Annotated in this window: 23 protein-coding genes and 4 tRNA genes; 4 read left to right on the top strand and 23 right to left on the bottom strand. The window is 47.8% G+C overall.

Annotation, left to right across the window (positions count from 1 at the left end):
* Positions 1-52 precede the first annotated feature (52 nt).
* The 9 genes from DFR27_RS05065 to DFR27_RS05015 all read right to left on the bottom strand — a co-directional run bounded on the left by DFR27_RS05065 (position 53) and on the right by DFR27_RS05015 (position 9,037).
* Entirely contained in the window at positions 53-1,645 is a 1,593-nt protein-coding gene (locus DFR27_RS05065; RefSeq protein WP_121876372.1) for a cryptochrome/photolyase family protein, read from the bottom strand.
* 1 nt (position 1,646) lies between these two features.
* Positions 1,647-1,793 carry a DUF2256 domain-containing protein gene (locus tag DFR27_RS05060; protein WP_121876371.1) on the bottom strand — a complete coding sequence of 49 codons (147 nt, stop codon included), beginning with the start codon at positions 1,791-1,793 and terminating at the stop codon, positions 1,647-1,649.
* A 93-nt stretch (positions 1,794-1,886) separates the two neighbouring features.
* A complete protein-coding gene (locus tag DFR27_RS05055) occupies positions 1,887-2,279 on the bottom strand; it encodes a VOC family protein (RefSeq protein ID WP_121876370.1) in 393 nt (130 codons plus the stop codon).
* 276 nt (positions 2,280-2,555) lie between these two features.
* A complete protein-coding gene (locus DFR27_RS05045) occupies positions 2,556-4,310 on the bottom strand; it encodes an alpha-amylase family glycosyl hydrolase (RefSeq protein ID WP_121876368.1) in 1,755 nt (584 codons plus the stop codon).
* The gene (locus tag DFR27_RS05040; RefSeq protein WP_121876367.1) at positions 4,291-5,544 is read right to left on the bottom strand and encodes a glycosyltransferase family protein; all 1,254 of its coding nucleotides are present in this window, start codon (positions 5,542-5,544) and stop codon (positions 4,291-4,293) included. The genes DFR27_RS05045 and DFR27_RS05040 overlap by 20 nt, the downstream gene beginning before the upstream one ends.
* 30 nt (positions 5,545-5,574) lie before the next feature.
* Positions 5,575-6,366 (bottom strand): HAD-IIB family hydrolase, encoded by a 792-nt coding sequence (locus tag DFR27_RS05035; protein WP_170150781.1) that lies wholly within the window; start codon positions 6,364-6,366, stop codon positions 5,575-5,577.
* Positions 6,367-6,379: 13 nt separating this feature from the next.
* Positions 6,380-7,288 carry a kinase gene (locus tag DFR27_RS05030; RefSeq protein WP_121876365.1) on the bottom strand — a complete coding sequence of 303 codons (909 nt, stop codon included), beginning with the start codon at positions 7,286-7,288 and terminating at the stop codon, positions 6,380-6,382.
* A gap of 370 nt (positions 7,289-7,658) precedes the next feature.
* On the bottom strand, positions 7,659-8,105 hold the full coding sequence (locus DFR27_RS05020) for a hypothetical protein (RefSeq protein ID WP_121876364.1): 447 nt from the start codon (positions 8,103-8,105) through the stop codon (positions 7,659-7,661).
* Positions 8,106-8,212: 107 nt separating this feature from the next.
* Positions 8,213-9,037 carry an ion transporter gene (locus DFR27_RS05015; protein ID WP_121876363.1) on the bottom strand — a complete coding sequence of 275 codons (825 nt, stop codon included), beginning with the start codon at positions 9,035-9,037 and terminating at the stop codon, positions 8,213-8,215.
* 199 nt (positions 9,038-9,236) lie between these two features.
* Between DFR27_RS05015 and DFR27_RS05010 the strand changes: the two genes are divergently transcribed.
* Complete coding sequence (locus DFR27_RS05010) at positions 9,237-10,154, top strand: M14 family metallopeptidase (protein WP_121876362.1); 918 nt, start codon at positions 9,237-9,239, stop codon at positions 10,152-10,154.
* 108 nt (positions 10,155-10,262) lie between these two features.
* Here the strand turns inward: DFR27_RS05010 and DFR27_RS05005 are convergent, their stop codons facing one another.
* The 4 genes from DFR27_RS05005 to uvrB form a co-directional block, all read right to left on the bottom strand.
* Entirely contained in the window at positions 10,263-10,742 is a 480-nt protein-coding gene (locus DFR27_RS05005; RefSeq protein WP_121876361.1) for a YcxB family protein, read from the bottom strand.
* Between the two features lie 119 nt (positions 10,743-10,861).
* Complete coding sequence (locus DFR27_RS05000; RefSeq protein ID WP_121876360.1) at positions 10,862-11,338, bottom strand: DM13 domain-containing protein; 477 nt, start codon at positions 11,336-11,338, stop codon at positions 10,862-10,864.
* Between the two features lie 1,136 nt (positions 11,339-12,474).
* Positions 12,475-12,551 (bottom strand) — tRNA-Val (locus DFR27_RS04990).
* Positions 12,552-12,647: 96 nt separating this feature from the next.
* Entirely contained in the window at positions 12,648-14,624 is a 1,977-nt protein-coding gene (uvrB, locus tag DFR27_RS04985; protein WP_121876358.1) for an excinuclease ABC subunit UvrB, read from the bottom strand.
* 162 nt (positions 14,625-14,786) lie between these two features.
* Here uvrB and DFR27_RS04980 point away from each other — a divergent pair.
* From DFR27_RS04980 to DFR27_RS04970, 3 genes are all read left to right on the top strand, one after another.
* Positions 14,787-14,862, top strand: a tRNA-Asn gene (locus tag DFR27_RS04980).
* Positions 14,863-14,880: 18 nt separating this feature from the next.
* Positions 14,881-14,956: transfer RNA gene (locus DFR27_RS04975), tRNA-Asn, on the top strand.
* Positions 14,957-14,997: 41 nt separating this feature from the next.
* Positions 14,998-15,073, top strand: a tRNA-Asn gene (locus tag DFR27_RS04970).
* Positions 15,074-15,091: 18 nt separating this feature from the next.
* Here DFR27_RS04970 and DFR27_RS04965 read toward each other — a convergent pair.
* The 10 genes from DFR27_RS04965 to serC all read right to left on the bottom strand — a co-directional run bounded on the left by DFR27_RS04965 (position 15,092) and on the right by serC (position 24,961).
* A complete protein-coding gene (locus DFR27_RS04965) occupies positions 15,092-15,394 on the bottom strand; it encodes a ComEA family DNA-binding protein (RefSeq protein WP_121876357.1) in 303 nt (100 codons plus the stop codon).
* Positions 15,395-15,461: 67 nt separating this feature from the next.
* Positions 15,462-16,169 (bottom strand): orotidine-5'-phosphate decarboxylase, encoded by a 708-nt coding sequence (gene pyrF, locus DFR27_RS04960; RefSeq protein ID WP_121876356.1) that lies wholly within the window; start codon positions 16,167-16,169, stop codon positions 15,462-15,464.
* Entirely contained in the window at positions 16,166-17,359 is a 1,194-nt protein-coding gene (locus tag DFR27_RS04955; RefSeq protein WP_121876355.1) for a tetratricopeptide repeat protein, read from the bottom strand. The genes pyrF and DFR27_RS04955 overlap by 4 nt, the downstream gene beginning before the upstream one ends.
* Complete coding sequence (locus DFR27_RS04950; protein ID WP_121876354.1) at positions 17,360-17,653, bottom strand: lipopolysaccharide assembly protein LapA domain-containing protein; 294 nt, start codon at positions 17,651-17,653, stop codon at positions 17,360-17,362. It lies immediately after the preceding gene.
* Positions 17,654-17,733: 80 nt separating this feature from the next.
* Positions 17,734-18,024, bottom strand: coding sequence for an integration host factor subunit beta (gene ihfB, locus DFR27_RS04945; protein ID WP_281269008.1), 291 nt, complete (start codon positions 18,022-18,024; stop codon positions 17,734-17,736).
* 81 nt (positions 18,025-18,105) lie between these two features.
* Positions 18,106-19,785 carry a 30S ribosomal protein S1 gene (gene rpsA, locus DFR27_RS04940; RefSeq protein ID WP_121876353.1) on the bottom strand — a complete coding sequence of 560 codons (1,680 nt, stop codon included), beginning with the start codon at positions 19,783-19,785 and terminating at the stop codon, positions 18,106-18,108.
* 127 nt (positions 19,786-19,912) lie between these two features.
* Complete coding sequence (gene cmk / locus DFR27_RS04935) at positions 19,913-20,587, bottom strand: (d)CMP kinase (RefSeq protein ID WP_121876352.1); 675 nt, start codon at positions 20,585-20,587, stop codon at positions 19,913-19,915.
* On the bottom strand, positions 20,580-22,790 hold the full coding sequence (locus DFR27_RS04930; RefSeq protein WP_121876351.1) for a bifunctional prephenate dehydrogenase/3-phosphoshikimate 1-carboxyvinyltransferase: 2,211 nt from the start codon (positions 22,788-22,790) through the stop codon (positions 20,580-20,582). The genes cmk and DFR27_RS04930 overlap by 8 nt, the downstream gene beginning before the upstream one ends.
* A complete protein-coding gene (pheA, locus tag DFR27_RS04925; RefSeq protein ID WP_121876350.1) occupies positions 22,787-23,881 on the bottom strand; it encodes a prephenate dehydratase in 1,095 nt (364 codons plus the stop codon). The genes DFR27_RS04930 and pheA overlap by 4 nt, the downstream gene beginning before the upstream one ends.
* Before the next feature lie 6 nt (positions 23,882-23,887).
* Positions 23,888-24,961, bottom strand: coding sequence for a 3-phosphoserine/phosphohydroxythreonine transaminase (gene serC, locus DFR27_RS04920; RefSeq protein ID WP_342766692.1), 1,074 nt, complete (start codon positions 24,959-24,961; stop codon positions 23,888-23,890).
* Positions 24,962-24,966: the final 5 nt, after the last annotated feature.

The raw sequence follows: 24,966 nt of genomic DNA, 5'->3' as shown, positions 1-24,966 counted from the left end.
AGTTCAAGTTATTCTACATTGAGCTCGCCGGCTAGCTACCCATACCAGGTACTCAAAGCTCATCTAAGTCCTGAAGGTACTGCTCAGCCTGAGTGAGTATTGCCTCTTGTTCGGCTGTAGTTTTTTTGCGCCAGTTGGCATATACCATTCGATTACGTAAGTTACCGGAGAATGCTTCACTGTGCCGATTCATAAAATGCCAATATAAAGAATTTAATGGGCAGGCGCCGTGCCCCGAGACTTGCTTCACCTGATAAAAACAGGTCTTGCAGTAATCACTCATTTTATTAACGTAGTTGCCGCTAGCGGCGTAAGCCTTACTGGCCACTAAGCCACCATCCGCAAATTGGCTCATGCCGCGGGTATTGGGTAACTCAACCCATTCAAGTGCATCAATGTAAATACCCAAGTACCAATCGTCCACTTCATTGGGTTGAACACCAGCGATAAGACTAAAGTTTCCAGTAATCATTAATCGTTGTATATGATGCGCGTAAGCGAATTTAAGTGATTGCTCTATTGCCGCTTGCTGACAGCGCATTTTAGTATTGCCTGTCCAAAACCACTTAGGCAAAGAGCGTGTTGCGCCTAAAACGTTCAGCTCAGTATAACTTGGCATATTGGCCCAATAGATCCCTCGAACGAACTCTCGCCAGCCCAATATTTGACGGACGAAGCCTTCAATCTGAGCAATATCGATGCTAGTCCGATTCCCTTCATAGTGATGAATAGCGGTATCGATGACTTCCTTGGGAGACAAGATCTTTACATTTAGCGCGAAGCTAATTCGCGAGTGGTACAAACTCCAAGCAAACTCGCTAGAACCCGTCATGGCGTCCTGAAACTGGCCAAATCGCGGCAGGCAATGCTGGCAAAAATAATCTAAGAGGGAAAGAGCCTGCCCTCGATTTATGGGCCAAAGCAGTGAGGACGAAGCCTCACCGATAGTCGCCAAGTTATGACGCTCGATTCGCCTCAGAATTTCACTGACGTTGTTTGAAAAGATCAACGGTGCTGGGATATCGGCTAAGTCACTCGATTTTAGCTTCTGGCGATTGCTTTGATCAAAATTCCACTTCGCTCCCACGGGCTGACCATCACACATCAGGATATCAAAACGCTGCCGCATTTTTCGATAGAACGCTTCCATCCTATGCGCTTTAGCGGCGGTAAAATAGCCTCCCAACTCATAGTCAGAAACAAAGAAATGTTCAGACTCAAACGCCTCGCTGACTATATCTCTTGAATTAACGAAGTGTTGTAGCTGCTCTCTAAGCCTGTACTCATCAGGGAGCTGGTAGTGAAAGTTATTGGCACCTAACTCACTAATCACGTGATCCAATAGCCCATTTAAACCGTTAAAATCAGAAGTACTGTCTAGGGTTAAGTGCATTACACGATGCCCCTTCGAACTCAGTACTGCGGAGAATTCCTCCATGGCGGCGAAAAAAGCACAGACCTTTTGAATATGGTGCTGAGCGTAGTCTGTTTCCTGTCGAAGCTCGGCTAACAGGTAGACGACCGAGTCATCTACCTCCTTATACCAATGATGTTGGCTATTTAGCTGATCTCCAAGGACAAGCCGAAGGGTTGAAGCACTAAGCTGAACCGAATCAGTTTTTTGAGTAAACGCTTCCTCTACCATCTCACTGAACCGCCAGCTTTCGAGCGTTACTACAGCGCTTTGAGCAATACTTCACAGCCTGCCAGTTTTTTTCCCATTTCTTACGCCACGTAAACGGCCGATCACAAACTACACAGATTTTCGTGGCTAACTCTGACTTCTTTTTCATTTCTAACCGCCTAAGTAGCTTGTCGCCTGATGGAGCTCATTCTTTAGTAGTAAGCATCGCTAAGCTAAAGACCGGAAACGCGGACTGAGGTCACTAGCTTGGACGGTGAAGTCCACAGACTTTATGCCCGTCGGGATCTAAAAAATAACATAGGTGCATAACGCCAATATCACTATCTCTAGGCCCCGGCGCACCTTCAATACTTGTTCCGCCATTAGCTATGGCTACCTCATGAAGCCTCTGAAGCTGCTCCGGTGATTCACACGCGAAGCCAATAGTTGATCCATTTGAAACTGTTGCGGGTTCACCGTTAATTGGCTCGGTAATACAAAAAGTGGAACCGTCATGAATATAGAATAATCGGGTTTGGCCCGTAGCGTTAACGTGCTTCATTGCCTCCCCTGCGCCAAGTACCGCAAGCACGGCGTCATAAAACTTCTGAGATGCGACAATATCGTTAGTACCGATCATCATGTGACTTAGCATTTAAGACTACTCCTTAAAACTTTTTGTTTGGTTGTGATGAATAGTGACGCAGCTTCCAATGGAGCGCCAGCACAAAATGGTGCAACTAGTCTTTGTTACGGTAAAAGGCCGTCGATGGGTCAGAATTTGGAGTTCTTGGTTAGTGAGGGAGGCTCAAGGCCTGAATGTCCACAATACAAGGATAGCATCAATGCCCAAGATACTAGGAAAGCTTAGCAGCCAAGACTGTCAGTACACTCTGGCTGCTGGCCAATGTTGGCGCTTGGTCTGGTAACACTAGTCGATTCGATTACTAATCCATTTAAACCCATATGGCTTAAACTCAAGTTCGCCGGTTCCAGCTTCGATAGGCGCTTTGCTAATCAAATCAAACCAGTCACTTAGAAGGACTAAATTTAGTTCGCTAACGGGAATACTTTGGTCAGTATTCGTTAGGTTGAATAAACAGAAAATACTCTGATTTCGGTCACTACTTTGTCGCCAAAAGCCGAATAGCCCAGGCCCTAATTGCAACGTATACTGAGTTGCGTTGGGGTGAAAAGCGGGCTGCTTCCTTCTAATTACGATAATGCGCTTTAACGCCTCGAGGACTTGACTATTTGGTGAATCAGGATGTGCTAAATGGCGACCAAGGACTTCGTAATCCCATTGATGACGGTTAATAGCTCGGTTATAACCCAAACGATCTACGGCTTGATGATCATTACGAGTCCCAAGTAGGCTGTGAATATAAAAAGCTGGGATTCCCTCAAGCGCCAACATCACCGCATGCGCACAAACAAACCGCTTAAAAGCAAACCCATCAGGTCCTTTGATTGTTCCGTGGAGCGCATCCATTAGGGTAATATTTATTTCATACGCTTTACGCACACCGCCTGCACCAGCACGCCATGAGACAAGCCCGCCCGATCGTTCCATTGTGCGAATGAATGCATCCACCTCCTCATCACTTAAGAGTCCTTCAACCGGTCGCAAGCCTATACCGTCATGAGAGGCTAAGAAGTTGAAATACGTAGTACCAAACTGGGCCGGAGGCAACGTCATTAGCCACTGTCGGAGGTAGTGGCTATCGCCGCTAATCAATGCATAAACTAGTAACGGCGGTAGTGAAAAGTTATAGATTGCATGCGCCTCATTGGCATTCCCAAAATAGGCCAAGTTCTCCTCATTGGGGATGTTGGTTTCAGTGATTATCATCGCCCCGTCCGCGGCGTGTTCTATCAAGGTACGAAGAAGGCGCACCACTTCGTGCGTTTCAGCTAGGTTGATGCTGGAAGAGCCCACCTCCTTCCAGAGAAACGCCACCGCGTCTAAACGAAAGACCTGCACGCCTTTATCCAGGTGCAAGCGAATTATCTCTACAAAAGCTTTAAGTACCTCAGGATTACGAAAGTCAAAATCAATTTGGTCATGACTGAAGGTACACCAAACCCATCGAGGTCCTTCATTGGTATCAATACGCTGCAAAAGCGGGCTCGTTCGCGGCCTAACCACACTGCTGAGGTCGTCGCTAGGGAGTGCGGTAAAGTAGAAATCTCTACCGGGGTGCAAGCCTTGCTTGAAATTATCGAACCAGACGCTGTGGCTAGAGCCATGGTTTATTACCAGGTCGCCCATTAGTTTAAAATTAACAGCGATGTCGGCGATATCCCCCCAATCTCCCAGAAACTCGTTGACTACCGTGTAATCTTGAACGGCAAAACCATCATCCGATGTCCACGGAAAAAAAGGTAAAATATGTACCATGCTGATAGTATCAGCCAGATAACCATCTAAAAATCCAGCTAGTGTATGTAGCGGTTTTTCATTTTTTTGAAGTAGGCTATCACCATAACAAATTAGCGCAATGTCTCCTTGGTCCCAATGATTTCTATGCGCAAGCGGTGCTTCGGCTGTCTGATCTAAACGCATAATATTCAGAAGATGCTCGGTAATCTCTTCAATGGACTGCTCAAGATCAACTGACTCATAAATCTTAGTCAGGTGCCGCTGGATCCTAGTCGAGAGCTGATTAGGCATATTTGAAACCATTGGCTTGTCCTGATCTTGAGAATTCTTGATGGTCACCTTCTACCGCCTCAACGAGCCGATCGAAGATATCAGGCACAGCGCTGACCACCCTCCCCCAACTTGGAATAAATGGACGTTCATGCGGCTCATCAAGAAATGTTTGGCCGGCATCAATAATGTTATTGGCGAAGAGTTCCACCGCTTTCTCTTCACTATGAATATCAAACTCCAATCCGTTCATGAGCGAGTCATTCCGATAGGTTTCAACGAAATCGAGGGCAATACGTAAATAGGTGGCTTTGATGGTACGAAACGTTTCCTGCTCGAATACCATGCCGCGAGTGGCGAGTTTTCGGAACACCGCTTTAGCGATATCAATTGACATTTTATTTAGGCCTGCAGCCTTATCCTCGACGGCAAGGTCTTGATGCTTGTGGTCATAATTGTCGGCCACATCAACTTGGCAGAGACGGTTACTGTTGTAATTCCGATAGACTTCGGACAACACGCCAATTTCCAAACCCCAATCGCTAGGGATTCGGATGTCTCGGAGGACGTCACGGCGAAACGCAAATTCACCGGCCAGAATATAGCGAAAGCTGTCTAGGTAGTTGAGGTAATCACTTTCACCCATGACTCGCTTTATTGCACGAATCATCGGCGTTACGAGCAGCCGAGAAACGCGCCCGTTAATGCGATTATCCGCAACTCTAGCGTAATAGCCCTTACAGAACTCGTAGTTGAAGAGTGGATTTGCTACGGGATAGATCAGTCGTGCTAGTAACTCCCGCTTATAGGTCAGAATATCGCAGTCATGCAGAGCAATGGAGTCGGCCTTGCGCGTAGCGAGCGAATAGCCCATACAGTACCAAACATTTCGCCCTTTACCTGGCTCTGGCGGAGCCAACCCCATTTTCTGCAGCTCCGCATCAATGGCACGCAACCTTGGGCCGTCATTCCAGAGCACTCTGTGGTGTTGAGGCAGTTCGCTGAAAAATTCCAGCGCGTGGCAATATTCGGCCTCGCTTGCGCGATCTAGGCCTATGACAATCTGAGCCAGGTACGGCACTTGTTTAAGCTCTTTTATGATACCAGGTAGCGCTTTGGTCCCAAGCTCTGAATAGAGCGACGGGAGAATTAACCCTAAGGGGCGCTGACTACTGAACTTAAGTAGCTCCGTTTCCATCGCTTCGAGGGAGTGCGTCCCAAGATTATGCAGCGTTGTAATGTTTCCGTTCTGATGAAAATCCGCCATGGTCACTTCCCTTTTTTTGTCAGCCTAAAGTTAAAAAAACCGTTCGATCTCCTCACGCCAGCCATGAGGCCCATACAACTCACTCGTACGAATAGATTTCTCTGTCGAAAGATTTGGTGCCGGATTTTCTGGCGATCGAATAACAACCGGAAAATCAGCCAGCGCTAGCATTGGGGCATCGTTCTGGCCGTCCCCTAAAGCAATGGTTTGAAGCAACTCGCCTTCTAACTCCTGATAGCGTGCCGTCACCCACTGCATTGCTCTTCCCTTATCTGACTCGCCGCCAAAATGAACAAACCGGCCACCTATATGAACCTTTGCGCCATTTTCCTCAGCAAACTTATGTAACGAGGACAATTGGCTATCAGACCCAGTCCAATGTAATACCTCAGCATAACCGCGGTCCTTAGCCGCCTCAGCCTGCTCGGGCGTTAGGCTCGTTAACTCAATAAGCTGCTGCAACGGCATGGTACTTAAGGAGCTAAAACATGTAGGTGTCTGCAGTGCAAATTGGCGAAGTAATTCACGCCATTGGGGCATCGGTTTTACGAATTCGTAGCACCAAAACTCTCCGGTGGAGTAACAGCCCGAAGGCGGTGTAGAAAAGTGACTCTTGGGAAGAAATACGGCAGCACCATTTTCCACGATGAAAGCGTCATCAAGTTGCATTTGGGCTAGAATTACAGCCGTTTCAGCCTTCGTTTTGCTGGTATTTAGCACTATCGGGATGTTTCGTTGTTGCAGCGTGCGAATAGCCTCAATCGCTGCCGAAAACGAATAGTCGTAGTGGTCCAGGAGCGTACCGTCCAGATCTGAGAACACGATGTAAGACACCCTATTGTCCGCCCATTTTGACTACAGAACCGGTAATTTTCCGGGAACTATCAAGTGTTAACACGACATCCGCTCGGTCCGCTAAGTTATTGAGCGCATGCTCGGTTAATCGCTGAAAGTGCTGAACGAACCGCTCAACCTCGCTTGAACCCATAACCCGATTGCCCGCTTCGCCTTCCGCTAAGCTAGCGCTTAAACGTTGCTCTTGTTCAAGGCGCCAGCTGGCTACACAACTAAAACTGGGAGCCTTGAGCATCACGAGGCAATCTATCCGCGCAAAAAGCGCCTGATAGGAGACCAACCGTTCGTTTACCCAGGTGCGCCAAGTTGCCTTTGGATCCTCTCGCGCCTCAAGTGAATTAATAGGTAGCGCTAGGGCATCCGTGAGTTGAGGTGTGATCCCCAGACACCACCCTTCTAGGATCAAAATGTCACAGGGCGCACCAAATTGGTGCCAATTCACTTTTGGCCGGGGTTCATCCGTCGCTTTGTTGAAGGAAGGAATTGCCACCGTTTCCGCAGAATTAGTCAGTTGCTCAAGTGTCTCCATTGCCAATGCGAGATCATGTGTTCCTGGCACACCACGAGTAATGAGTAGAGGATGAACTTCTTCGCTTAATGCCACTCGAGCCTCGGAACTCAGGTAGAAGTCATCAATTGATATGGCTAACGCACTGTACGTGGAGCACTCCATTAGCAGTTCCGCAAGGAGCGCTGCAGTGGTTGACTTACCTGAGCCCTGACACCCATTGATGCCCATTACAATAGGCCGGCCTTTAAGTGCCCTACGCGCAATGACATGCAGCGCTAGCGGTACGATAAACTTGAGCGCATCACGCACAAATACAGGTCCCAACCGATATCGCGTTGCGAAGTCCTCGACTAGTTCAGCAATTTGTTCGTTTGACACTAAGGCTTCTCCTGACAATTAGACCAAACACTAGGTTATACGGAAAACTTACTCAGTGGGAATCACTGCAAACTTATTAGTGTTACTTAAGAATTAGCAATAACCGTGCCGTTGAGATCAAGCACTCAATAGTCAGTGGTCTCGATTTGCATCTGATGGGATGGTAGGTAGATAGATACAGAAAAAGGAAGAACATCGCGGAAACAACTCAACTAAAGCTGAATCTAAGGCTAGAGTTAGCTCTGGCTCTGGCTCTGGCTCTGGCTCTGGCTAGAACTAGAGCTAGAACTAGAACTAGAACTAGAACTAGAACTAGAACTAGAACTGTAAGAAAAGGCAGAGCTTGAAGGCAATGCAGAGCTAGGATGAATTAGCGAGTGGTTCGAAATTCGCCGTCGTTCCATATAAGCGCACGGTAACAGGGCCCGACCGTATCGCTACATTCCGACGAGTGCACCGCAAGAACAAGTACTTTTTGCCCCCCTATTTCTATCACTTTCCAAAGGTGTGCCAGAAATTCATACTGTTTCTCTCCGCTAACCACCCACAGGTAGGTACCTCCTGATCCACCCCACATTGACGCCGAACTCGAGCAGGAAAACTCAGAGGCGTCCACGATCTCCTCAGGCTGACCGTCTCCGGTTAAGTCCTCATAGCGGATTGCTTGATTGGTTACATCGAACTCACCATTCTCGAAGGATTCGCATTCCTGTTGCGCGCTGAGAACCAATTCCTCGGTAACGGACCTTGTGTCATCAGCTAGTGCTGTGGACGCTAGGCATAAGAGCAAAGCTGCTAGGCAGTTGATAGTGTTCACCAAGTTCCTCCTTGCTGTTCACTAATATGAACAGATAATTATTCACCTATTCTTTAGCCTAGCAGTAAAATTGCGCTAAAACCCAAGCCTCGCTGCGGCATGAGTAGTTAACGTTTCTCTAATAAGACTTTGAGTTCGGCAATCTGAGCCTGAAGGTCTAGCATTGTTGGAACACCAGCGTCGTCAGCCTCCTGCTTAGCTACGCGAGCATGCTCTTCTTCAAGCGTGCTCACTACAATTCCAATGACCATATTCAAGAACGCAAAGGCCGTAAGGCAAATGAACGAAAAGTAATATATCCAACTTAGCGGGTAGACGGCCATGGTTTCGTACATCACATCCGTCCAATCCTCAAACGTCATTACCCTAAACAGCGTTAGCATACTGATGGAGATATCACCCCAAAGGACACTATTTACTTCGGCAAAGAAGGTAGCTCCCACGGCCGCGTAAATATAAAAAATGATAAACATCATTAGCATCACGTAGCCTAACTGCGGCAATGCCTTAAATAATGAGTCCAGCAAAACGCGTAGCTCTGGAATGATGGAGACCATTCGAAGTACGCGAAATATCCGTACTAAACGACCTATCAGTGCCATATCACTGTTGTCGATGGGTATTAAGCTCACCACAACAATTAGGGTATCAAAAACATTCCATGCTTTTAGGAAGAAACGCTTTTTATCCGGCTCTCCGAGGAATCTAACGGTAATTTCAAACAGAAAAATAAACGTTACTGCCCAGTCGAGTATGGTGATCGCTCGGATTAAGCCTGGAGAGAGCTCATAGGTTCTTGCACCAATCACCAAGGCAGAAAAGATGATGACGCCCACCACAAAAAGCTCAAAGGCTTTGTTGGATCTCAGGCGGAAAAAGGCGTTTTGTAGCGCTAGTGTTGAACTTTCGGGGGATTTATCTAGGTTGTTCATTGGGTTCTATTGGTTAACTCGCAACGTTAAAATACGTCTGCACAGTCACTCTCTTCTCCATTGGCATTATCAAAGTTCGCTAATTATCAGCCAAAGCTTATCTTGAGCCAAGCGCTTTAGCTAAAATGCCCTACGCTACCAATTGACAACCTTGTTGCCGCTTCATAGGCTTTAGCACAATCATCATTTAGGAATCGTTATGAGCAATCACTTCTATCCAATAGGCTCCCCCGGTAAAGCGTGGGATGACAACGAATGTAAGCAATGGTTCCAGGCAACAACCATTCAACGTAGCTATGAGAATGAGGTACTTCAACGTATCGCGTCGCTCGAGGTGAACTTTACGGTACAACAATATGGCGCGCTCAGTGTTAACCCAAAAAAGTACCCGCTCTTCGCACTGAAAAGCAAACCTTGGCGAGCTAAGCTGCCTACTGCCCTAATTACCGGTGGCGTTCATGGCTATGAAACCAGTGGCGTTCAAGGTGCGCTAGAATTTGCAGCGAATCACAGCGGCGGCTATGCGGAGCGCTTTAACTTAATCATTGTGCCCTGCGTTAGCCCATGGGGCTACGAAACTATCAATCGTTGGAATCCAGACTGCGTGGATCCAAATCGTTCTTTCACTAGCAACAGTCCCTCAGAAGAGGCTTCATTGCTAATGGCATTCATTGATAATCAACCGGATATTCTAGTTCACATTGATCTGCACGAAACTACCGACAGCGATGAAAAAGAGTTCAGACCCGCGTTAGCTGCCAGAGACGGCAAGCCCTATATAGCCGGAGAAGTGCCAGACGGGTTCTACACGGTGGGCGATACACCCAACCCACAACTCGAATTCCAAGCGGCGGTCATCGAATCGGTTTCTGCCGTGACACATATCGCTCCTGCGGACGCAAATAGTCAGATCATCGGTTCCGATGTCGTTGCGCCGGGTGTAATTCTGTATCCAATGAGAGAACTCGGTCTTTGTGGCGGATTAACAAACTGCCAATACGGTACAACTACTGAGGTCTATCCGGACAGTAAGAAAGCAACCCCAGCGATCTGTAACCAAGCGCAAGTTGCTGCGATAAGAGGTGGCTTAGACTTCTTGCTGAAAAAGCTGTATTGAGGCGGACACTAGTTCGTAGTGAGGCTTCACTGAACGACCTTTAAGACTAGACGTGTTGGTGTGAGTGCAGACGATCCCTTTACCGACACGTGCTATGAGCTAGGTAGTTCAGCTTGCTACGCCCATTTTAAGTATCTCAACCACAAGCTCGTCAGGAAAAAGAGACTTAGAAAGGTACTGCTGACCCCCGGCTGTGGTAATAAGGATCAGGCCTCGTTTCGTCTCTGCCACGGCACTCACATCCAGCCACTGAGTCCTAGTTACTGTGCTACCACTTATAGTTTCGATACCCTGTTCATCAAGTTTCAGGGTGACTGCTTGACCACCGGTTTTACCAAGCATCTGCCGCGTAAGCCACCAAGCTCGTTTATAGCGAATGTGTAGTAGCTCAATCACACCAATAACAAAAATGAAAATGCCTAACGATTTTGGCTGGTCTGTCCATACCAGCGCAAAGGTACCAATTGCGAGCATGGCGATTGGAAAAATAAAATTGGGCCCGGAGCGCTTGTTATAAGCCTTGGACTCATCAAAACATTCGCCTAGGTATTCGCGTGATAAGCTAAATTGAGTGGTATAGGGCTGCATTAAAATCTCGTTCAATGGCTAAATTTTTGTGGTAAGGCATTTCTAGCCCATTGTGCCTTAGCCGCCGCATTGCTGACAACATTTACAGCGCGGAAGAACCCGAAGACTTCCCGCGTGGGCTAGCGATACTGGGCTGCCGTAATAAATTCACTAAATTGCTCACACCAAATAATCACGGTGTTGTAGTCATGAATATTAACGTCTGCTGGTACGTTTACCACGAAATTATCAAACGTTTTGACATCGGAAACTAAAACCATTGATTGCTTTAAGCGCTCAAAGTCGGCTTCTGTTTCAACAAATTCAGGTGAAAGATACAACTTGTAATCAGGACCTGGAGCGAGCTCGCCAAGCAAGCTAATCCGCTTTTCTCCAACCGACAACGCTCCCTGCCCCCAATGGAAGCTATCGCTATCGGTAAGCGTTCGCACAAATTCTCCTTGGTGCTCTGCCGTGGCCGATACTTCCGAGATTTCTGCTTCGCTGGGGGCCTCCGGCGCAATGAGAATAGGTAGCGTATATACGCCTATCATGAAACCCAGAATAAGTACGGTAGTGTGACTCACGACGAGCAGCAAACGCCTTCTAACGCTCATTAATGTTTCTCCATGCAAGGCCTCAAACATCCTATTTGACGTTGAGCTGAACCTATTCGACATCCTAAATTGATATCGAATAATTACTACTTCGTCATATGCGTAAGTATGTTATGGATGAAAGAGAAGGTACCGAGCTAATCGCCCTTGGCGATCTTCGTGCGTTTAACGTAACAAGAAGCGGGAAAAGAATATTGCCGCCTTGGAGGAACATCTTCTTTCGGACAAGAACATGAACTTAACTGCCTGCTTAATCAAGATCGCACCACAAGTTGAGCATGACCTGGAAGTAGCGCCGCTCAACAAGAGGCCCTAACAAAAAACTCTGTATGTGGATTCACCGTAGGTCATCGCAGTCATTCTGAAGCAAAGACTTTAGACGAAGATAAGTATCCACGACATTTGTCCCGTTTAACCTCACCTCAGAAACTACTTCATCTGTTGATTTCTGCAAATCTTCTTCAATTTTCGATATCAGCCCAACTAAGTGGGACGAATATTGACAATAAAATTCATCTCTGACTTCAAGAGGAGATTCGTGAAGTACTGAGATGTAGGTGAGACGCTCATTAAGCCAGACGTAATCTCGTAGCTGTTGTTGATATAAAAAATACTGAGCACTAAAGTAGAATGTTAAAACACAGCTAGCGATACTGATTGAAATCACAATGATGTATTTCATAGCTCGTTCCCTCGTTTAGTCATCACCTGTGATGATCCTAATCACCGTTTAGGTGCTGACAAGTTAATTCAAGGAAACCAGCCTACAGATAGTTGCCTCATCCATCAACCTGACGGCACATTTTGCCAAGGGTAAACGCCCTAGCGCCAACTGATTGTGTTAGCGCCGCGGAGACTAGACACCATTCAATATTGAACAATCTGTAAACAGCCGAATACGCAGTTAGAAAAGAAGCCCCGAGGTTGCGTAGAGTAAGACTGAATTTGAACTAGGCCCACCCTACTAACTTAATGACATCGGACGAAAAGCGGCGGCGTTGGTAAATACTCGTACGAAGATTATCTCGGGGACTGAGTTAACTTGCCAGCACCCACATTTGGTCCACGGAACAAAATAATGACTAGGATAGATACATGAAAAAGCGTGTAAGTTATTTATTTTTAGGGGAATTAATTGGTAGGACTACCCAGATTCGAACTGGGGACCTCTACCATGTCAAGGTAGCGCTCTAACCAACTGAGCTATAGTCCTATGTCGCTTGCAAGAATTTGCGTCAACAGGTGGGCATTATATTGAGCGTCTGAGTAGATGCAAGAACTTTTTTAAAAAAAACAGCAACAATAACAGCTACTTAAATAACTTCTCTCGCATTGCACTCAGTTCATCACGTAACCGAGCTGCTTTTTCGAACTCAAGGTCTTGAGCAGCCTGTAACATCGCTTTCTCCACCGCAGCAAGGCTCTTCTCGGTGACAATTTCCTGAGTATTATCCACCTTTACGCGGCGCTTAGATTTACCAGGAATTGTTCCAGCCTCTAGGATATCCTCCACGGACTTTTTCACACCAACAGGTGTAATACCATGTTCTTGGTTGTAGGCAATCTGTTTTGTTCTGCGGCGTTCAGTCTCCTCCATTGCGCGCTGCATTGATCCAGTAATTCGATCCGCGTAGAGAATAGCCTTACCGTTAACGTTACGTGCAGCACGGCCAATAGTCTGTATTAAGGACCTATCCGAACGAAGAAAGCCCTCTTTGTCCGCATCTAAGATGGCGACTAGCGACACTTCGGGCATATCTAGCCCCTCTCGAAGTAGGTTAATCCCAACTAAGACGTCAAACTCGCCAATTCGAAGATCACGAATAATCTCAACACGCTCTACGGTATCTATATCCGAATGGAGGTATCGCACCTTAACACCAGCGTCCGATAAATAGTCCGTCAAGTCTTCGGCCATGCGCTTGGTCAGTACCGTCACTAGTACCCTATCACCCTCTTCCACTCGGAGATGGATTTCGGAGAGAAGATCGTCAACTTGCGTAGTCGCCGGTCTTACTTCGAGTTCTGGGTCAATCAAACCAGTCGGACGAACCACCATTTCAGCAATGTTATCGGCATGTTCAGCTTCGTAGGTGGACGGGGTTGCCGAAATAAATAGCATTTGCGGCGCTAGCGCCTCCCACTCCTCGAATTTTAAGGGTCGATTATCCATGGCTGAGGGCAGTCTAAAACCATACTCAACGAGATTCTCCTTACGGCTTCTATCGCCCTTATACATGGCGCCAATTTGCGGAACACTAACGTGCGACTCATCAATAAATAACAAGGCGTCGTCCGGCAGGTAGTCAAAAAGGGTTGGAGGGGCTGCACCGGGCGGTCTACCCGAGAGATAGCGAGAGTAATTCTCCACGCCTGAGCAATAGCCCAGCTCGTTTAACATCTCTAAGTCGTACTTAGTACGCTGTTCCAAACGCTGCGCCTCTACTAGGCGGTCATGCTCGCGGAGGTAGGCCAAACGGTCCACTAGTTCCGCCTTAATGTCATCTAAAACGCTTAGAACTGTTTCTCGTGGGGTGACATAGTGAGACTTAGGATAAACGGTAGCGCGCGTTACACGCTGATTAACGGCCCCTGTTAACGGGTCAAACCAACTTATCTGCTCAATCTCATCATCGAATAGCTCTACACGAAGTGCTTGGTGCTCCGAATCCGCCGGAAAGATGTCAATAACATCACCTTTAACGCGGAACGTTGAGCGTTGGAAAACTTGGTCGTTACGAGTGTACTGGAGTTCTGCAAGCCGACGCAGAATCTCCCGTTGATCAATTCTATCGCCGCGACGCACAATGAGCACCATCTTCAGGTAAGACTCGGGATTACCTAGGCCATAAATTGCACTGACGGTAGCCACAACAAGGCAATCTCTTCGCTCCATCAACGATTTCGTGGCACTTAATCGCATCTGCTCAATATGTTCGTTTACCGAAGCATCTTTCTCAATATACGTATCGGAAGCCGCAACGTAAGCCTCAGGCTGGTAGTAGTCGTAATAGGAAACAAAGTACTCAACAGCATTATTCGGAAAAAACTCTTTGAATTCACCGTAGAGCTGAGCGGCAAGTGTCTTATTATGTGCCATCACAATAGTGGGACGGTCTAGCTGCGCCACAATATTCGCTACTGAAAATGTCTTACCAGATCCAGTTACCCCAAGAAGTGTCTGTGCACTGAGGCCATTATTAAAGCCATCAACCAGTGACTTAATGGCAGTTGGTTGATCTCCGGCTGGTTGGTATTTAGACACTAACTCGAACGATTTTGACATACAAAACACCTATAAGTAGAGCGAATAGTTTACTCAGCCATGAAGAGATTTCATAGCTTGGTGTTTTTTATAATAGATTCAATTAGTTAGCCGTGTTTTTTTAAAAAAATGTGTTGACGAAAAAACTACCTGCGTTATTATACGCGCCGAATTGAAAGAGATTCCGCCTTAGCTCAGTTGGTAGAGCAACGGACTGTTAATCCGTGGGTCGCTGGTTCGAGCCCAGCAGGCGGAGCCAATTTCTTCAATTCATGATTCCGCCTTAGCTCAGTTGGTAGAGCAACGGACTGTTAATCCGTGGGTCGCTGGTTCGAGCCCAGCAGGCGGAGCCACTTTATGTAATACCAGAAGTACCTTTGCAATAGTTAGATATTCCGCCTTAGCTCAGTTGGTAGAGCAACGGACTGTTAATCCGTGGGTCGCTGGTTCGAGCCCAGCAGGCGGAGCCATCTAAAAAGGCTTCTCTTCTAACTCGTTAGCTTAATTCTATCCTTATTCTCCTCTAGTGTTTTTGGACCAATTCCAACCACTTCAGAAAGCTGTTCAACGTGCTCGTACGGGCCGAATTCGTCACGATATTTAATGATCGCCCTAGCCTTTACTAGGCCCACGCCCACAAGTTTTGCCGCAATTTCTTCGGCACCCGCTTCATTGATATTGACCACAAGTACTTCAGGCACACGCCCTTCGCCTTCTATTTGGGCAAAAGTGAACTGACTGAAACTGAGATTTAAAACTAGAAATAAAGCGAAAGATAAACAACGAATCATGTTAACACTCCAATATAAGTTAGTAGTACGCAGCTAAGCCGCTACGCACTACTAAACTACCGAAGCATTAGCGCAGTGACGACTCCACTTCTGTGTTGATTTCACGAAGAACTTGAAGCGGCTGAGAAGCTTTGGTGATAGGCCGCCCTACCACAAGATAATCACTCCCATCAGTAATTGCTTTAGCAGGCGTGACAATTCTGTGTTGGTCACCCGCATCAGCACCTTTCGGCCGAATACCCGGCGTCACTAATAGAAATTCTGGACCTAGCTCCGCTTTTAGGCGCGCGGCTTCCTGGGCGGAACACACCACTCCATCAAGACCAGCTTCTTTAGCAAGCTTGGCATAGTGCAGTACTCGATCTTCAATCTTTCCGGGGATATCTAGCTGATCAAGATCCGACTGAGCCGTACTCGTGAGTACCGTGACCGCAATCAACAGTGGCGGCTTATCAAACGCCTTTAGCGCCTCAGCGGCCGCTTTCATCATACTGAAGCCACCGCTAGCATGAACGTTAACCATCCAAACGCCAAGCTCCGCAGACGCCTTTACAGCACCCGCTACCGTGTTGGGAATATCGTGGTACTTAAGATCAAGAAAAACGTCAAAACCGCGATCTATGAGCTTCTGAACCAACTGTGGACCGCAGTAAGTAAATAACTCTTTGCCAACCTTCAGACGACAGCTCTGTGGCTCTAGCTGATCAACCATGGCTAACACATCTGATTCATTGGTATAATCTAAGGCAATAACAATACGATTATTGTCGATCAAAACTTAACTCCTACATCGTAATTTGAAACAATGCTTTCCCATTCTTTGCAGCTTGGGCAATTCCAGTGCAACTGCTGCCCTTTAAAACCACAATTGGTGCATTTAAATAAACTGTGTTTTCCTATTCGCTCACCAATAACTCGCTGTAATAATGCGAGTTCGGAGCCTAAGCCATTGGATGCCTGTCGTAAAACATCCAGATAAAGCTTAGTGGCGATTAACGAGTCCGTAGTGGCCATTAATGCCGTTACCTTCCGCTTAACTTCATCGTCAGCCGGGCCCTTCAGGGCTACTAATGTACGCAAGTAGAATAGCTGGAAAACCTCCGGAGCACCGTCTTTTATTGCTACGCCTAAATATTTCAAAAAACCATTCAAGTCATGGTCTGAACTATAAAGATCGTGTGCATAGCTGAGATAATAAGGAACGCGTGCCTTATCGTGGTCAATAACGCGCGCTAACGCTTTTTTCGCTTGGCTATATTTGCCCTCGGCTTGAGCCAACTGCACTTCAATAAACCAAGCCCGCGGACAGTTATCATCGGCATCCTTGGCGGTGCTAAGCCACTCTCTAGCCAGCGTGAAATCTCCGGCCTTAATTGCATCCTCGGCTAACTGCGCACAGAGATGACTCTTCACTCGGCGCAACGGTCGAGCTTTACTACTTAGTCCGAACCGCCGTGAACTGAGCCGATCAATAAGCTGAACGCCCGCTTCCCATTCGTGTTCCGACAAATGAATACCCAGTAGCTTTTGCGCCGCTAAGTCCCGATATTCATTCTTTTCCGACACTAACTCATCTAAAATCCGCGCCGCCCTATCAAATAGGCCTGACGAGGAGAAGTCCAGAGCAAGCTCATACTTCGCTCGAAAGCGGTAACTGGCATCAAGCCCTGGACGAGCAAGCAGGTTTTGATGAATACGTATGGCGCGGTCTGGTTGCCCCTGACGCCTTAGTAGCTGACCCAGGACGAAATGCGTCTCTAAAGTCTGATCATTCACCTCAAGGGCTTCAATAAAGGAGTCAACAGCACTGTCTGGCTGTTCGTCAATGAGGTAGTTTAAACCGCGAAAATAATTACTCTGATCGTCAGCGCTTTCGTTCTCGTAACGCGCACCCCTGCCCATCACCCAACCAATGGCTACCGCGACAAATAAAACCGCTAGCAATAGGAAGGATTGGATATCCATTTAGTGAGCAGCCTCACTCTTCTTCTTACGATCCAGTTCACGCTGCAAACGCTTTACCCGCAAATGATTACCGGTTCCTGCCAAGGCAAGTAATAGCAAACTAGCAGCCAAACCACTGATAAAGACCGCCATCAGCGCTACGCCAAGAGAGAGCGATAAGGGTTGTTGCAATAAGGGGATAACAATCTGAACGGTTGCGGCATTGAGCATCACCACAGAGGCGGCGAACAAGGTAGCCACAATGCACACTAATATAACAAACCATTTTCGTAATGCTTTGAAGAAACGCTGCATAGTAAATCTCTTTGCTGAGAATAAAAAAAAGCGGTATGAAATGAATCATACCGCTTTTTTGGTCATCTGACACTAGCTAGTCACTGAATGATATTGACGCGATCTCGCATTTCCTTACCATGCTTAAAGTGCGGGACGAATTTGCCCGACAAACTTACCGCCTCACCGGTCTTAGGATTACGCCCTACGCGAGGTGCACGGTAGTGAAGCGAGAAGCTCCCAAATCCGCGTATCTCGATACGGTCTCCCTCAGCAAGCATTTGAGACATTGTCTCAAGAATTGTTTTGACCGCCAGCTCAACATCTTTAACCGACATTTGCGCTTGACGTTCTGCAATCCGCTCGATGAGCTCTGATTTTGTCATTGCCATTTCACTAACCCTCATTAGACGAACTACTTCGAATTCAGGGCGAGAGCGCTAGCATTGGGTGCCGAAGCACCCAAGTAGTCATTAGTCCTTGCTTGCCATCTGCGCCTTGATCAGGTCACCGATAGTAGCCGGAGCTAATGTATCGCTTCCGCTTGAGCGGTGCTCTTTGATTGCTGCTTTCTCGTCATCAACTTCTTTCGCTTTGATAGAGAGAGCGATAGCACGGTTCTTACGATCGATGCTAACAATCTTAACTTCTAGAGACTCGCCTTCTTTAACTACGTTACGTGCGTCTTCTACTTTCTCGCGGCTGATTTCAGATGCTTTTAGAACACCTTCAACGTCGTCAGCTAGCTTAATAGTAGCGGCTTTAGCATCTACTGAAACAACTTCACCAGTTACGATGCTGCCTTTGTCGTTCTTAGTAGCGTACTCGCTAAACGGATCCGACTCAAGCTGCTTGATACCTAGAGAAATACGCTCGCGCTCAGGGTCGATAGCAAGAATCACAGATTCAATCTCGTCACCCTTCTTGAAGCTACGTACGGCTTCTTCACCAGCTTCATGCCAAGAGATGTCTGACAAGTGAACTAGACCGTCAATGTTGCCATCTAGACCAATGAAGATACCGAAATCGGTGATCGACTTGATCTTACCAGCAATCTTGTCGCCTTTCGCGAAACGAGAAGCAAATGCATCCCATGGGTTTTCTTGACACTGCTTAAGACCAAGCGAGATACGACGACGTTCTTCGTCGATGTCAAGAACCATAACGTTTAGCTCGTCGCCTACGTTAACAACCTTAGATGGGTGAATGTTCTTGTTAGTCCAATCCATTTCAGATACGTGGATAAGACCTTCAACGCCTTCTTCTAGCTCTGCGAAACAACCGTAGTCAGTTAGGTTAGTAACGACTGCAGTGGTACGCGCGCCTTCAGGGTAACGCTGAGTGATTGATACCCATGGATCTTCACCCAATTGCTTGAGGCCAAGAGAAACACGGTTACGCTCACGATCAAACTTAAGAACTTTAACGTCAATTTCGTCACCAACGTTCACGATCTCGCTTGGGTGCTTAATGCGCTTCCAAGCCATATCAGTGATGTGTAGTAGACCGTCAACGCCGCCTAGATCAACGAAAGCACCGTAATCGGTAAGGTTCTTAACGATACCTTTAACAGCCATACCTTCCTGAAGTGAAGCAAGTAGCTCTTCACGCTCTTCGCTGTTAGAACTTTCTAGCACAGCACGACGTGAAACAACAACGTTGTTACGCTTCTGATCAAGCTTAATTACTTTAAACTCAAGCTCTTTACCTTCTAGGTGAGTCGTTTCGCGAACTGGGCGAACGTCTACCAAAGAACCAGGTAAGAAAGCACGGATTGAGTTTAGGTCAACAGTGAAACCACCTTTAACCTTGCCGTTAATAACACCTTTAACGACTTCGTTTGCTTCGAAAGCAGCTTCAAGAGTAGTCCAAGCTTCTGCGCGCTTAGCTTTCTCACGTGATAGACGGGTTTCACCCCAACCATCTTCTACTGCTTCCAATGCGACTTGAACTGATTCGCCAACAACAGCGGTGAATTCACCTGCTTCGTTTAGGAATTGGCTCTTTGGGATGACACCTTCTGACTTAAGGCCAGCGTGTACAGTTACCCAGTCGTTATCAATTGCAACGATTTCACCAGTGATAATTGAACCTGGTTCCATGTTGACTTCGTTCAAGCTCGCTTCAAAAAGCTCAGCGAAATTTTCGCTCATTCGTATACCTACGATAGTTGTACGGGCTGTTATTAGCCCTTCCTTGCACCTCGCTGCAAGGTCCGGTTAGTAAAAATTGTAGCGGCGCTACGAGGGCACCTGCCACAACTGAAATAAAACAGTTAAATTAACGAGAACGGACGAACGCTACGATTGAATCAACAACCTCTTTGATTGAAAGAGACGTTGAATCGATGGTCAATGCATCGTCGGCGGCCTTTAGTGGCGCAGTCGCACGATTCATATCACGATCATCGCGAATTCGGATATCCTCTAAAACGGCGGCAAGGCTAACATTAACGCCTTTATTTTTCAACTGTTTAAAGCGCCTATCGGCACGCTCTTCCGCACTAGCGGTCAGGAATATCTTGTAGGGGCTCTCGGGGAAAACAACCGTCCCCATATCCCGCCCGTCAGCAACCAATCCAGGCGCCTTAACGAAATGACGTTGATAATCTAGTAGCGCCGCGCGCACGGCCTTCAAGGGAGCAACCACGGATGCTTTCGCCCCGGTGGACTCAAGGCGAACTTCATGAGTGATATTTTCGCCCTCAAGTAGCACCTGAACTGGTTCGTCCGCTCCACCTACTGCAAAGTCAAGGCGCATGGTATTCGCGATGTCAGCTACCGCTGCTTCGTCTGTAGGACTCACCCCGCGCTTCTCAGCCGCAATTGCCACGACACGGTAGAGCGCTCCACTATCCAATAGATGGTAACCCAGAGCCTGAGCCACCATCACAGCGGCCGTGCCCTTACCTGCCCCACTGGGACCGTCGATACATACTACTGGAAACTCAGCCATGCTTTTCAATCTCAATTGTCTTACCCACGGAAGCACAAAGCTCAACGAAATTAGGGAACGAGGTAGCAACGTTTTCGCAATCGCGAATCACGATATCGTCGTTCGCTCGCAGCGAAGCCACCGAGAACGCCATCGCAATACGATGATCATCGTGACTCACCACTTCGCCACCACCAATTGCACCGCCATGTATGATCATGCCATCGGGCGTAGCAACCGCATTAACGCCAAGAGCTTGAAGACCATCGGCCATAACTTGAATACGATCTGACTCTTTAACTCGAAGCTCCTCAGCACCCGTTAGTACCGTCTTACCTTCGGCACACGCCGCTGCCACAAACAACACGGGGAATTCATCAATTGCCAGAGGGACCTGATCTTCAGGAATATCAATCCCCTTAAGCGGCGCATATTGAATGTGTAAATCAGCCACGGGCTCTCCGCCCACATTGCGCTCATTCTTAATACTAATATTAGCACCCATCGCACGAAGTATATTAATCACCCCAATGCGCGTTGGATTTACACCCACATGGCGAAGCCATAAATCCGACCCCGGAGTAATGGCTGCAGCCACAAGAAAGAAAGCCGAAGAAGAGATATCTGCAGGCACATCGATATCACAGGCCGTTAGTCGCCCGCCGCCCACAAGGCTAATAGTATCGCCGTTTGTTTCAACGGGATAGCCAAAGCCGCGAAGCATTCGCTCGGTGTGATCACGGGTTGGCGCGGGCTCAATCACAGTTGTTGTACCCTTGGCGTAGAGACCCGCTAACAGCAACGCTGACTTCACCTGAGCGCTCGCGATTGGAAGCTCATAATGGATCCCCTGAAGCCCCTTTTCTGCCTGAGCAATGCGCACTGGAGGCGTACCATCTTCGGCCGTTGAAATTGCTGCGCCCATTTCAGCTAACGGTACCGTGACCCGACGCATAGGGCGCTTCGCCAGCGATGAATCTCCCGACATTTCCGTGCTAAATTGTTGGCCTGAAAGCAAGCCCGACAAAAGCCGGATGGTAGTACCGGAATTACCTACATAGAGCGCACTTGGCGGTGGAGCCAAACCATCAATACCTACGCCATGAATAACCACTTCACCACGCTCAGGCCCCTCTATCACTACGCCCATATCGCGGAACGCCTGCAAGGTTGCTAGCGCATCCTCACCCTCGAGAAAACCACTAACATGGGTAACGCCATCCGCTAGAGCACCCAGCATGATAGAACGATGTGACATTGATTTGTCACCAGGAACGCGGATATCGCCCACTACGCGACCGCCTGCTTTTGCAATAAAATCCATTGAATCCACTTTATATTGTCTGTAACTACGTTGCTGTAACACAGCTCCGAAATGATCGCGAGCGACCTTGGAGCGAGTGAGTACACCCATTAATTTATTCGAATCACCTTCGGCAATCATAGCCCGCAAGGCACTAAAACCCTCAATCGCGCCATCTAAGGCCTGAAGCAAAGCGGCCTGATTGGTTTGCGCAATGTCATGCCACATTCTTGAGTCACTGGCTGCGATACGGGTGAAATCACGAAAGCCGCCGGCGGCATATTGAAATATTTTTCGGTTCTGCGCATCACCGGCCAGTGTATCCACCAGAGAGAAGGCGAGAAAATGTGGCAAATGGCTAGTTGCTGCAAGAATTTGATCATGTTCCGCTACGGTCATCACGGCGGTTTTAGCACCAATTTGATGCCAAAGCTTTCGCACCACTGTTAACGCTGCTGCTGTGGTATCTTCAAGCGGCGTCAGAATGACACTTTGCTCCTCAAACAGCGAAGCATTAGCATTGACGACACCGGATCGTTCTGAGCCTGCAATGGGGTGACCTAACACAAGGTTTTCGCTACCGGGCGACCCAGCGAAGAGCGTTGCCAAATAGCCCTTGGTAGAGCAGATATCGGTAACGATCACCCCGCGCTGAAGCAACTGATGTATCAGCGCGCTATAGTTGGCGACCGCTAAAACAGGAATAGCAATAATGAAAACATCACCACTAACAAGCTCTGTTGCATTAGGCGATAATGGACTTGCAATTAAGCCAATCTGCTCAGCCTCAAGCAACGACGCCTGGTGGGTGTCATAGCCATAAACGTGGTAGCCCCGTTGCGTGAGCGCCGCGGCCAACGACGCCCCCATCATACCAAGACCTAAAACACCAACCGATGGCAATATTTGCTCTGAGCTCATAGCACCGCGATGGGGTATGAACCTAGGATTCGAAGATCGCCAGAATTCGCCGCGATCGAGTCCAGCACGGACTTAACCACTTCATCTTCGCAATGACCAATGAAGTCAACAAAGAAAATATACGTCCACTTGGCATTGCGCGACGGGCGCGTCTCTACGCGCGTCAAGTCGATACCATTTTCGTAGAACGGGCGCAGCAAATCATGTAGCGCACCGGGCTTATTGCGCAATGACACCACGATTGAAGTCTTATCGTTCCCGCTTGGGGCTACCGATTCCGAGCCAATAATTAAGAATCGAGTTGTGTTGTCCGGATGATCTTCAATCTTCTCTTCAATAGGCTGAAGGTCATATAGGTCCTGTGCCATATCGCCGGCAATAGCCGCCGAGTGCCACTCACTCTTAATTCGCTTAGCGGCGTCGGCGTTAGAATTCACCGCTACTCGCTCAACGGTTGGATAGTTCGCATCAAGCCACTTACGGCACTGAGCAAAAGATTGAGCATGGGAGTAAACGCGTGAAATTTGCTTAATTTTGGTTGTATCGGCGACTAAAAGGTGGTGATGAATACGCAATTCCACCTCACCACAAATACGGACAGACGATTCAATAAAATTATCTAAGGTATGATTAACCACACCCTCGGTTGAATTCTCGACCGGTACGACACCATAGTTCACTGCACCAGCCGCAACCTCACGGAACACTTCGTCAATAGCGCCCATAGGCTTTGCAACCGCTGACTTTCCGAAATGCTTTAATGCTGCCTGCTGAGTAAAGGTTCCCTCAGGCCCTAAAAAAGCAACTCTGACAGGCTGCTCTAGCGCCAGACAAGAAGACATTATTTCACGGAATAAACGCGCCATTTCCTCATTAGAGAACGGCCCTGGGTTACGCTCCATGACGGAACGTAGTACCTGAGCTTCGCGTTCTGGACGATAAAACAATGCCACCTCGTTTTCACTCGCCTTCGATTTAACGTCCGCTACCTTCTCGGCACATCTAGCGCGCTCGCTGATCAGCTCTATAAGCTGACTATCTATCGCATCAATATTCTCGCGAAGACCTTTAAGTTCGTTTTCCGTAGACATAATTTCTTAACCGTAGCGACGCTCAAAGTCGCGCATAAATTCTGTGAGTGCGTTGACGCCAGCCAGCGGCATCGCATTGTAGAGGCTAGCTCGCATGCCACCAACCGAACGGTGACCGGCAAGGCTTTTAAGGCCCGCTGCCTCTGATTCAGCAAGGAAGGTTGCGTCTAAACGATCGTCCGCCAAAATAAACGGTACATTCATCCTAGAGCGATCAGATAGCGCCACCGGATTCCGATAAAAGCCCGAGTCATCAATACAACTGTAGAGACGCGACGCTTTCTGGTTGTTAATTTCTTCCATTGCGCTAACACCACCCTGCTCCTCCAACCACTTAAAGACCAAGTCAGCCAGATAGATACTGTAAGTGGGCGGCGTATTAACCATGGAGTCCGCAGCCAGCATTTTCCCATAATCGAATACGGGTGAAGCTTGCTCTTTTGCGGTTTTAAGTAGCTCGCGTTTTACAATGACGACAACCACCCCTGCAGGACCAATATTCTTCTGCGCTCCGGCATAAATAAAGTCGAATTTGGAAGCATCGATAGTCTCACTGAGAATAGACGACGAGAAATCAGCTATCAGAGGAATTTCAACCTCGGGAACGAAAGGACTTCGAACCCCACCAATAGTTTCATTAGGCGTGTAATGTAGATAGTCCGCATTCGATGCTAATTTGTCCCAGCTCGCCTGCGTGGGCATATAACTGAAGTTAGCCTCCTCACTAGAGGCCAGCACTTGAACTTCACCGAAGCGCTTTGCCGCTTCAATAGCCTTAATTGACCACTGACCGGAGTTAATATACGCCCCAACACCGTGGAGAAAATGACTAGGGATAAGCGAAAACTGAGCCGTTGCCCCACCCTGCATAAAGAGAATGTCATGCGACTCAGGTAGCTGCATCAAACGGCGCAGACGAGCTTTAGCACTCGCCAACACCGACGTAAAGAGGTCACCGCGATGGCTAACCTCCATGATTGAAACGCCCGACGATTGGTAATCGAGCAGCTCAGCCTGAGCTTGTTCGAGTACCGATGTAGGCAGCGAGGCTGGCCCCGCACAAAAATTAAATGCCCTCACGATAC

It is taken from the genome of Umboniibacter marinipuniceus, assembly GCF_003688415.1.
Classification (GTDB): domain Bacteria; phylum Pseudomonadota; class Gammaproteobacteria; order Pseudomonadales; family DSM-25080; genus Umboniibacter; species Umboniibacter marinipuniceus.
The sequence above is the reverse complement of the archived record's forward strand: the minus strand, read 5'-3'. Positions and strand labels throughout refer to the sequence as shown.

Excerpts from the sequence above, each read along its gene's own strand:
- cmk (WP_121876352.1), bottom strand. The coding sequence starts at position 20,587 with ATGGCTGAGTTTCCAGTAGTATGTATCGACGGTCCCAGTGGGGCAGGT.
- DFR27_RS04950 (WP_121876354.1), bottom strand. The coding sequence starts at position 17,653 with ATGCAGCGTTTCTTCAAAGCATTACGAAAATGGTTTGTTATATTAGTG.
- ihfB (WP_281269008.1), bottom strand. The coding sequence starts at position 18,024 with ATGGCAATGACAAAATCAGAGCTCATCGAGCGGATTGCAGAACGTCAA.
- DFR27_RS05060 (WP_121876371.1), bottom strand. The coding sequence starts at position 1,793 with ATGAAAAAGAAGTCAGAGTTAGCCACGAAAATCTGTGTAGTTTGTGAT.
- DFR27_RS05040 (WP_121876367.1), bottom strand. The coding sequence starts at position 5,544 with ATGGCGGATTTTCATCAGAACGGAAACATTACAACGCTGCATAATCTT.
- DFR27_RS05065 (WP_121876372.1), bottom strand. The coding sequence starts at position 1,645 with ATGGTAGAGGAAGCGTTTACTCAAAAAACTGATTCGGTTCAGCTTAGT.
- rpsA (WP_121876353.1), bottom strand. The coding sequence starts at position 19,785 with ATGAGCGAAAATTTCGCTGAGCTTTTTGAAGCGAGCTTGAACGAAGTC.
- DFR27_RS04930 (WP_121876351.1), bottom strand. The coding sequence starts at position 22,790 with ATGAGCTCAGAGCAAATATTGCCATCGGTTGGTGTTTTAGGTCTTGGT.
- DFR27_RS05055 (WP_121876370.1), bottom strand. The coding sequence starts at position 2,279 with ATGCTAAGTCACATGATGATCGGTACTAACGATATTGTCGCATCTCAG.
- DFR27_RS05010 (WP_121876362.1), top strand. The coding sequence starts at position 9,237 with ATGAGCAATCACTTCTATCCAATAGGCTCCCCCGGTAAAGCGTGGGAT.
- DFR27_RS05000 (WP_121876360.1), bottom strand. The coding sequence starts at position 11,338 with ATGAGCGTTAGAAGGCGTTTGCTGCTCGTCGTGAGTCACACTACCGTA.
- pheA (WP_121876350.1), bottom strand. The coding sequence starts at position 23,881 with ATGTCTACGGAAAACGAACTTAAAGGTCTTCGCGAGAATATTGATGCG.
- uvrB (WP_121876358.1), bottom strand. The coding sequence starts at position 14,624 with ATGTCAAAATCGTTCGAGTTAGTGTCTAAATACCAACCAGCCGGAGAT.
- DFR27_RS04955 (WP_121876355.1), bottom strand. The coding sequence starts at position 17,359 with ATGGATATCCAATCCTTCCTATTGCTAGCGGTTTTATTTGTCGCGGTA.
- DFR27_RS05005 (WP_121876361.1), bottom strand. The coding sequence starts at position 10,742 with ATGCAGCCCTATACCACTCAATTTAGCTTATCACGCGAATACCTAGGC.
- DFR27_RS05045 (WP_121876368.1), bottom strand. The coding sequence starts at position 4,310 with ATGGTTTCAAATATGCCTAATCAGCTCTCGACTAGGATCCAGCGGCAC.
- DFR27_RS05015 (WP_121876363.1), bottom strand. The coding sequence starts at position 9,037 with ATGAACAACCTAGATAAATCCCCCGAAAGTTCAACACTAGCGCTACAA.
- DFR27_RS04965 (WP_121876357.1), bottom strand. The coding sequence starts at position 15,394 with ATGATTCGTTGTTTATCTTTCGCTTTATTTCTAGTTTTAAATCTCAGT.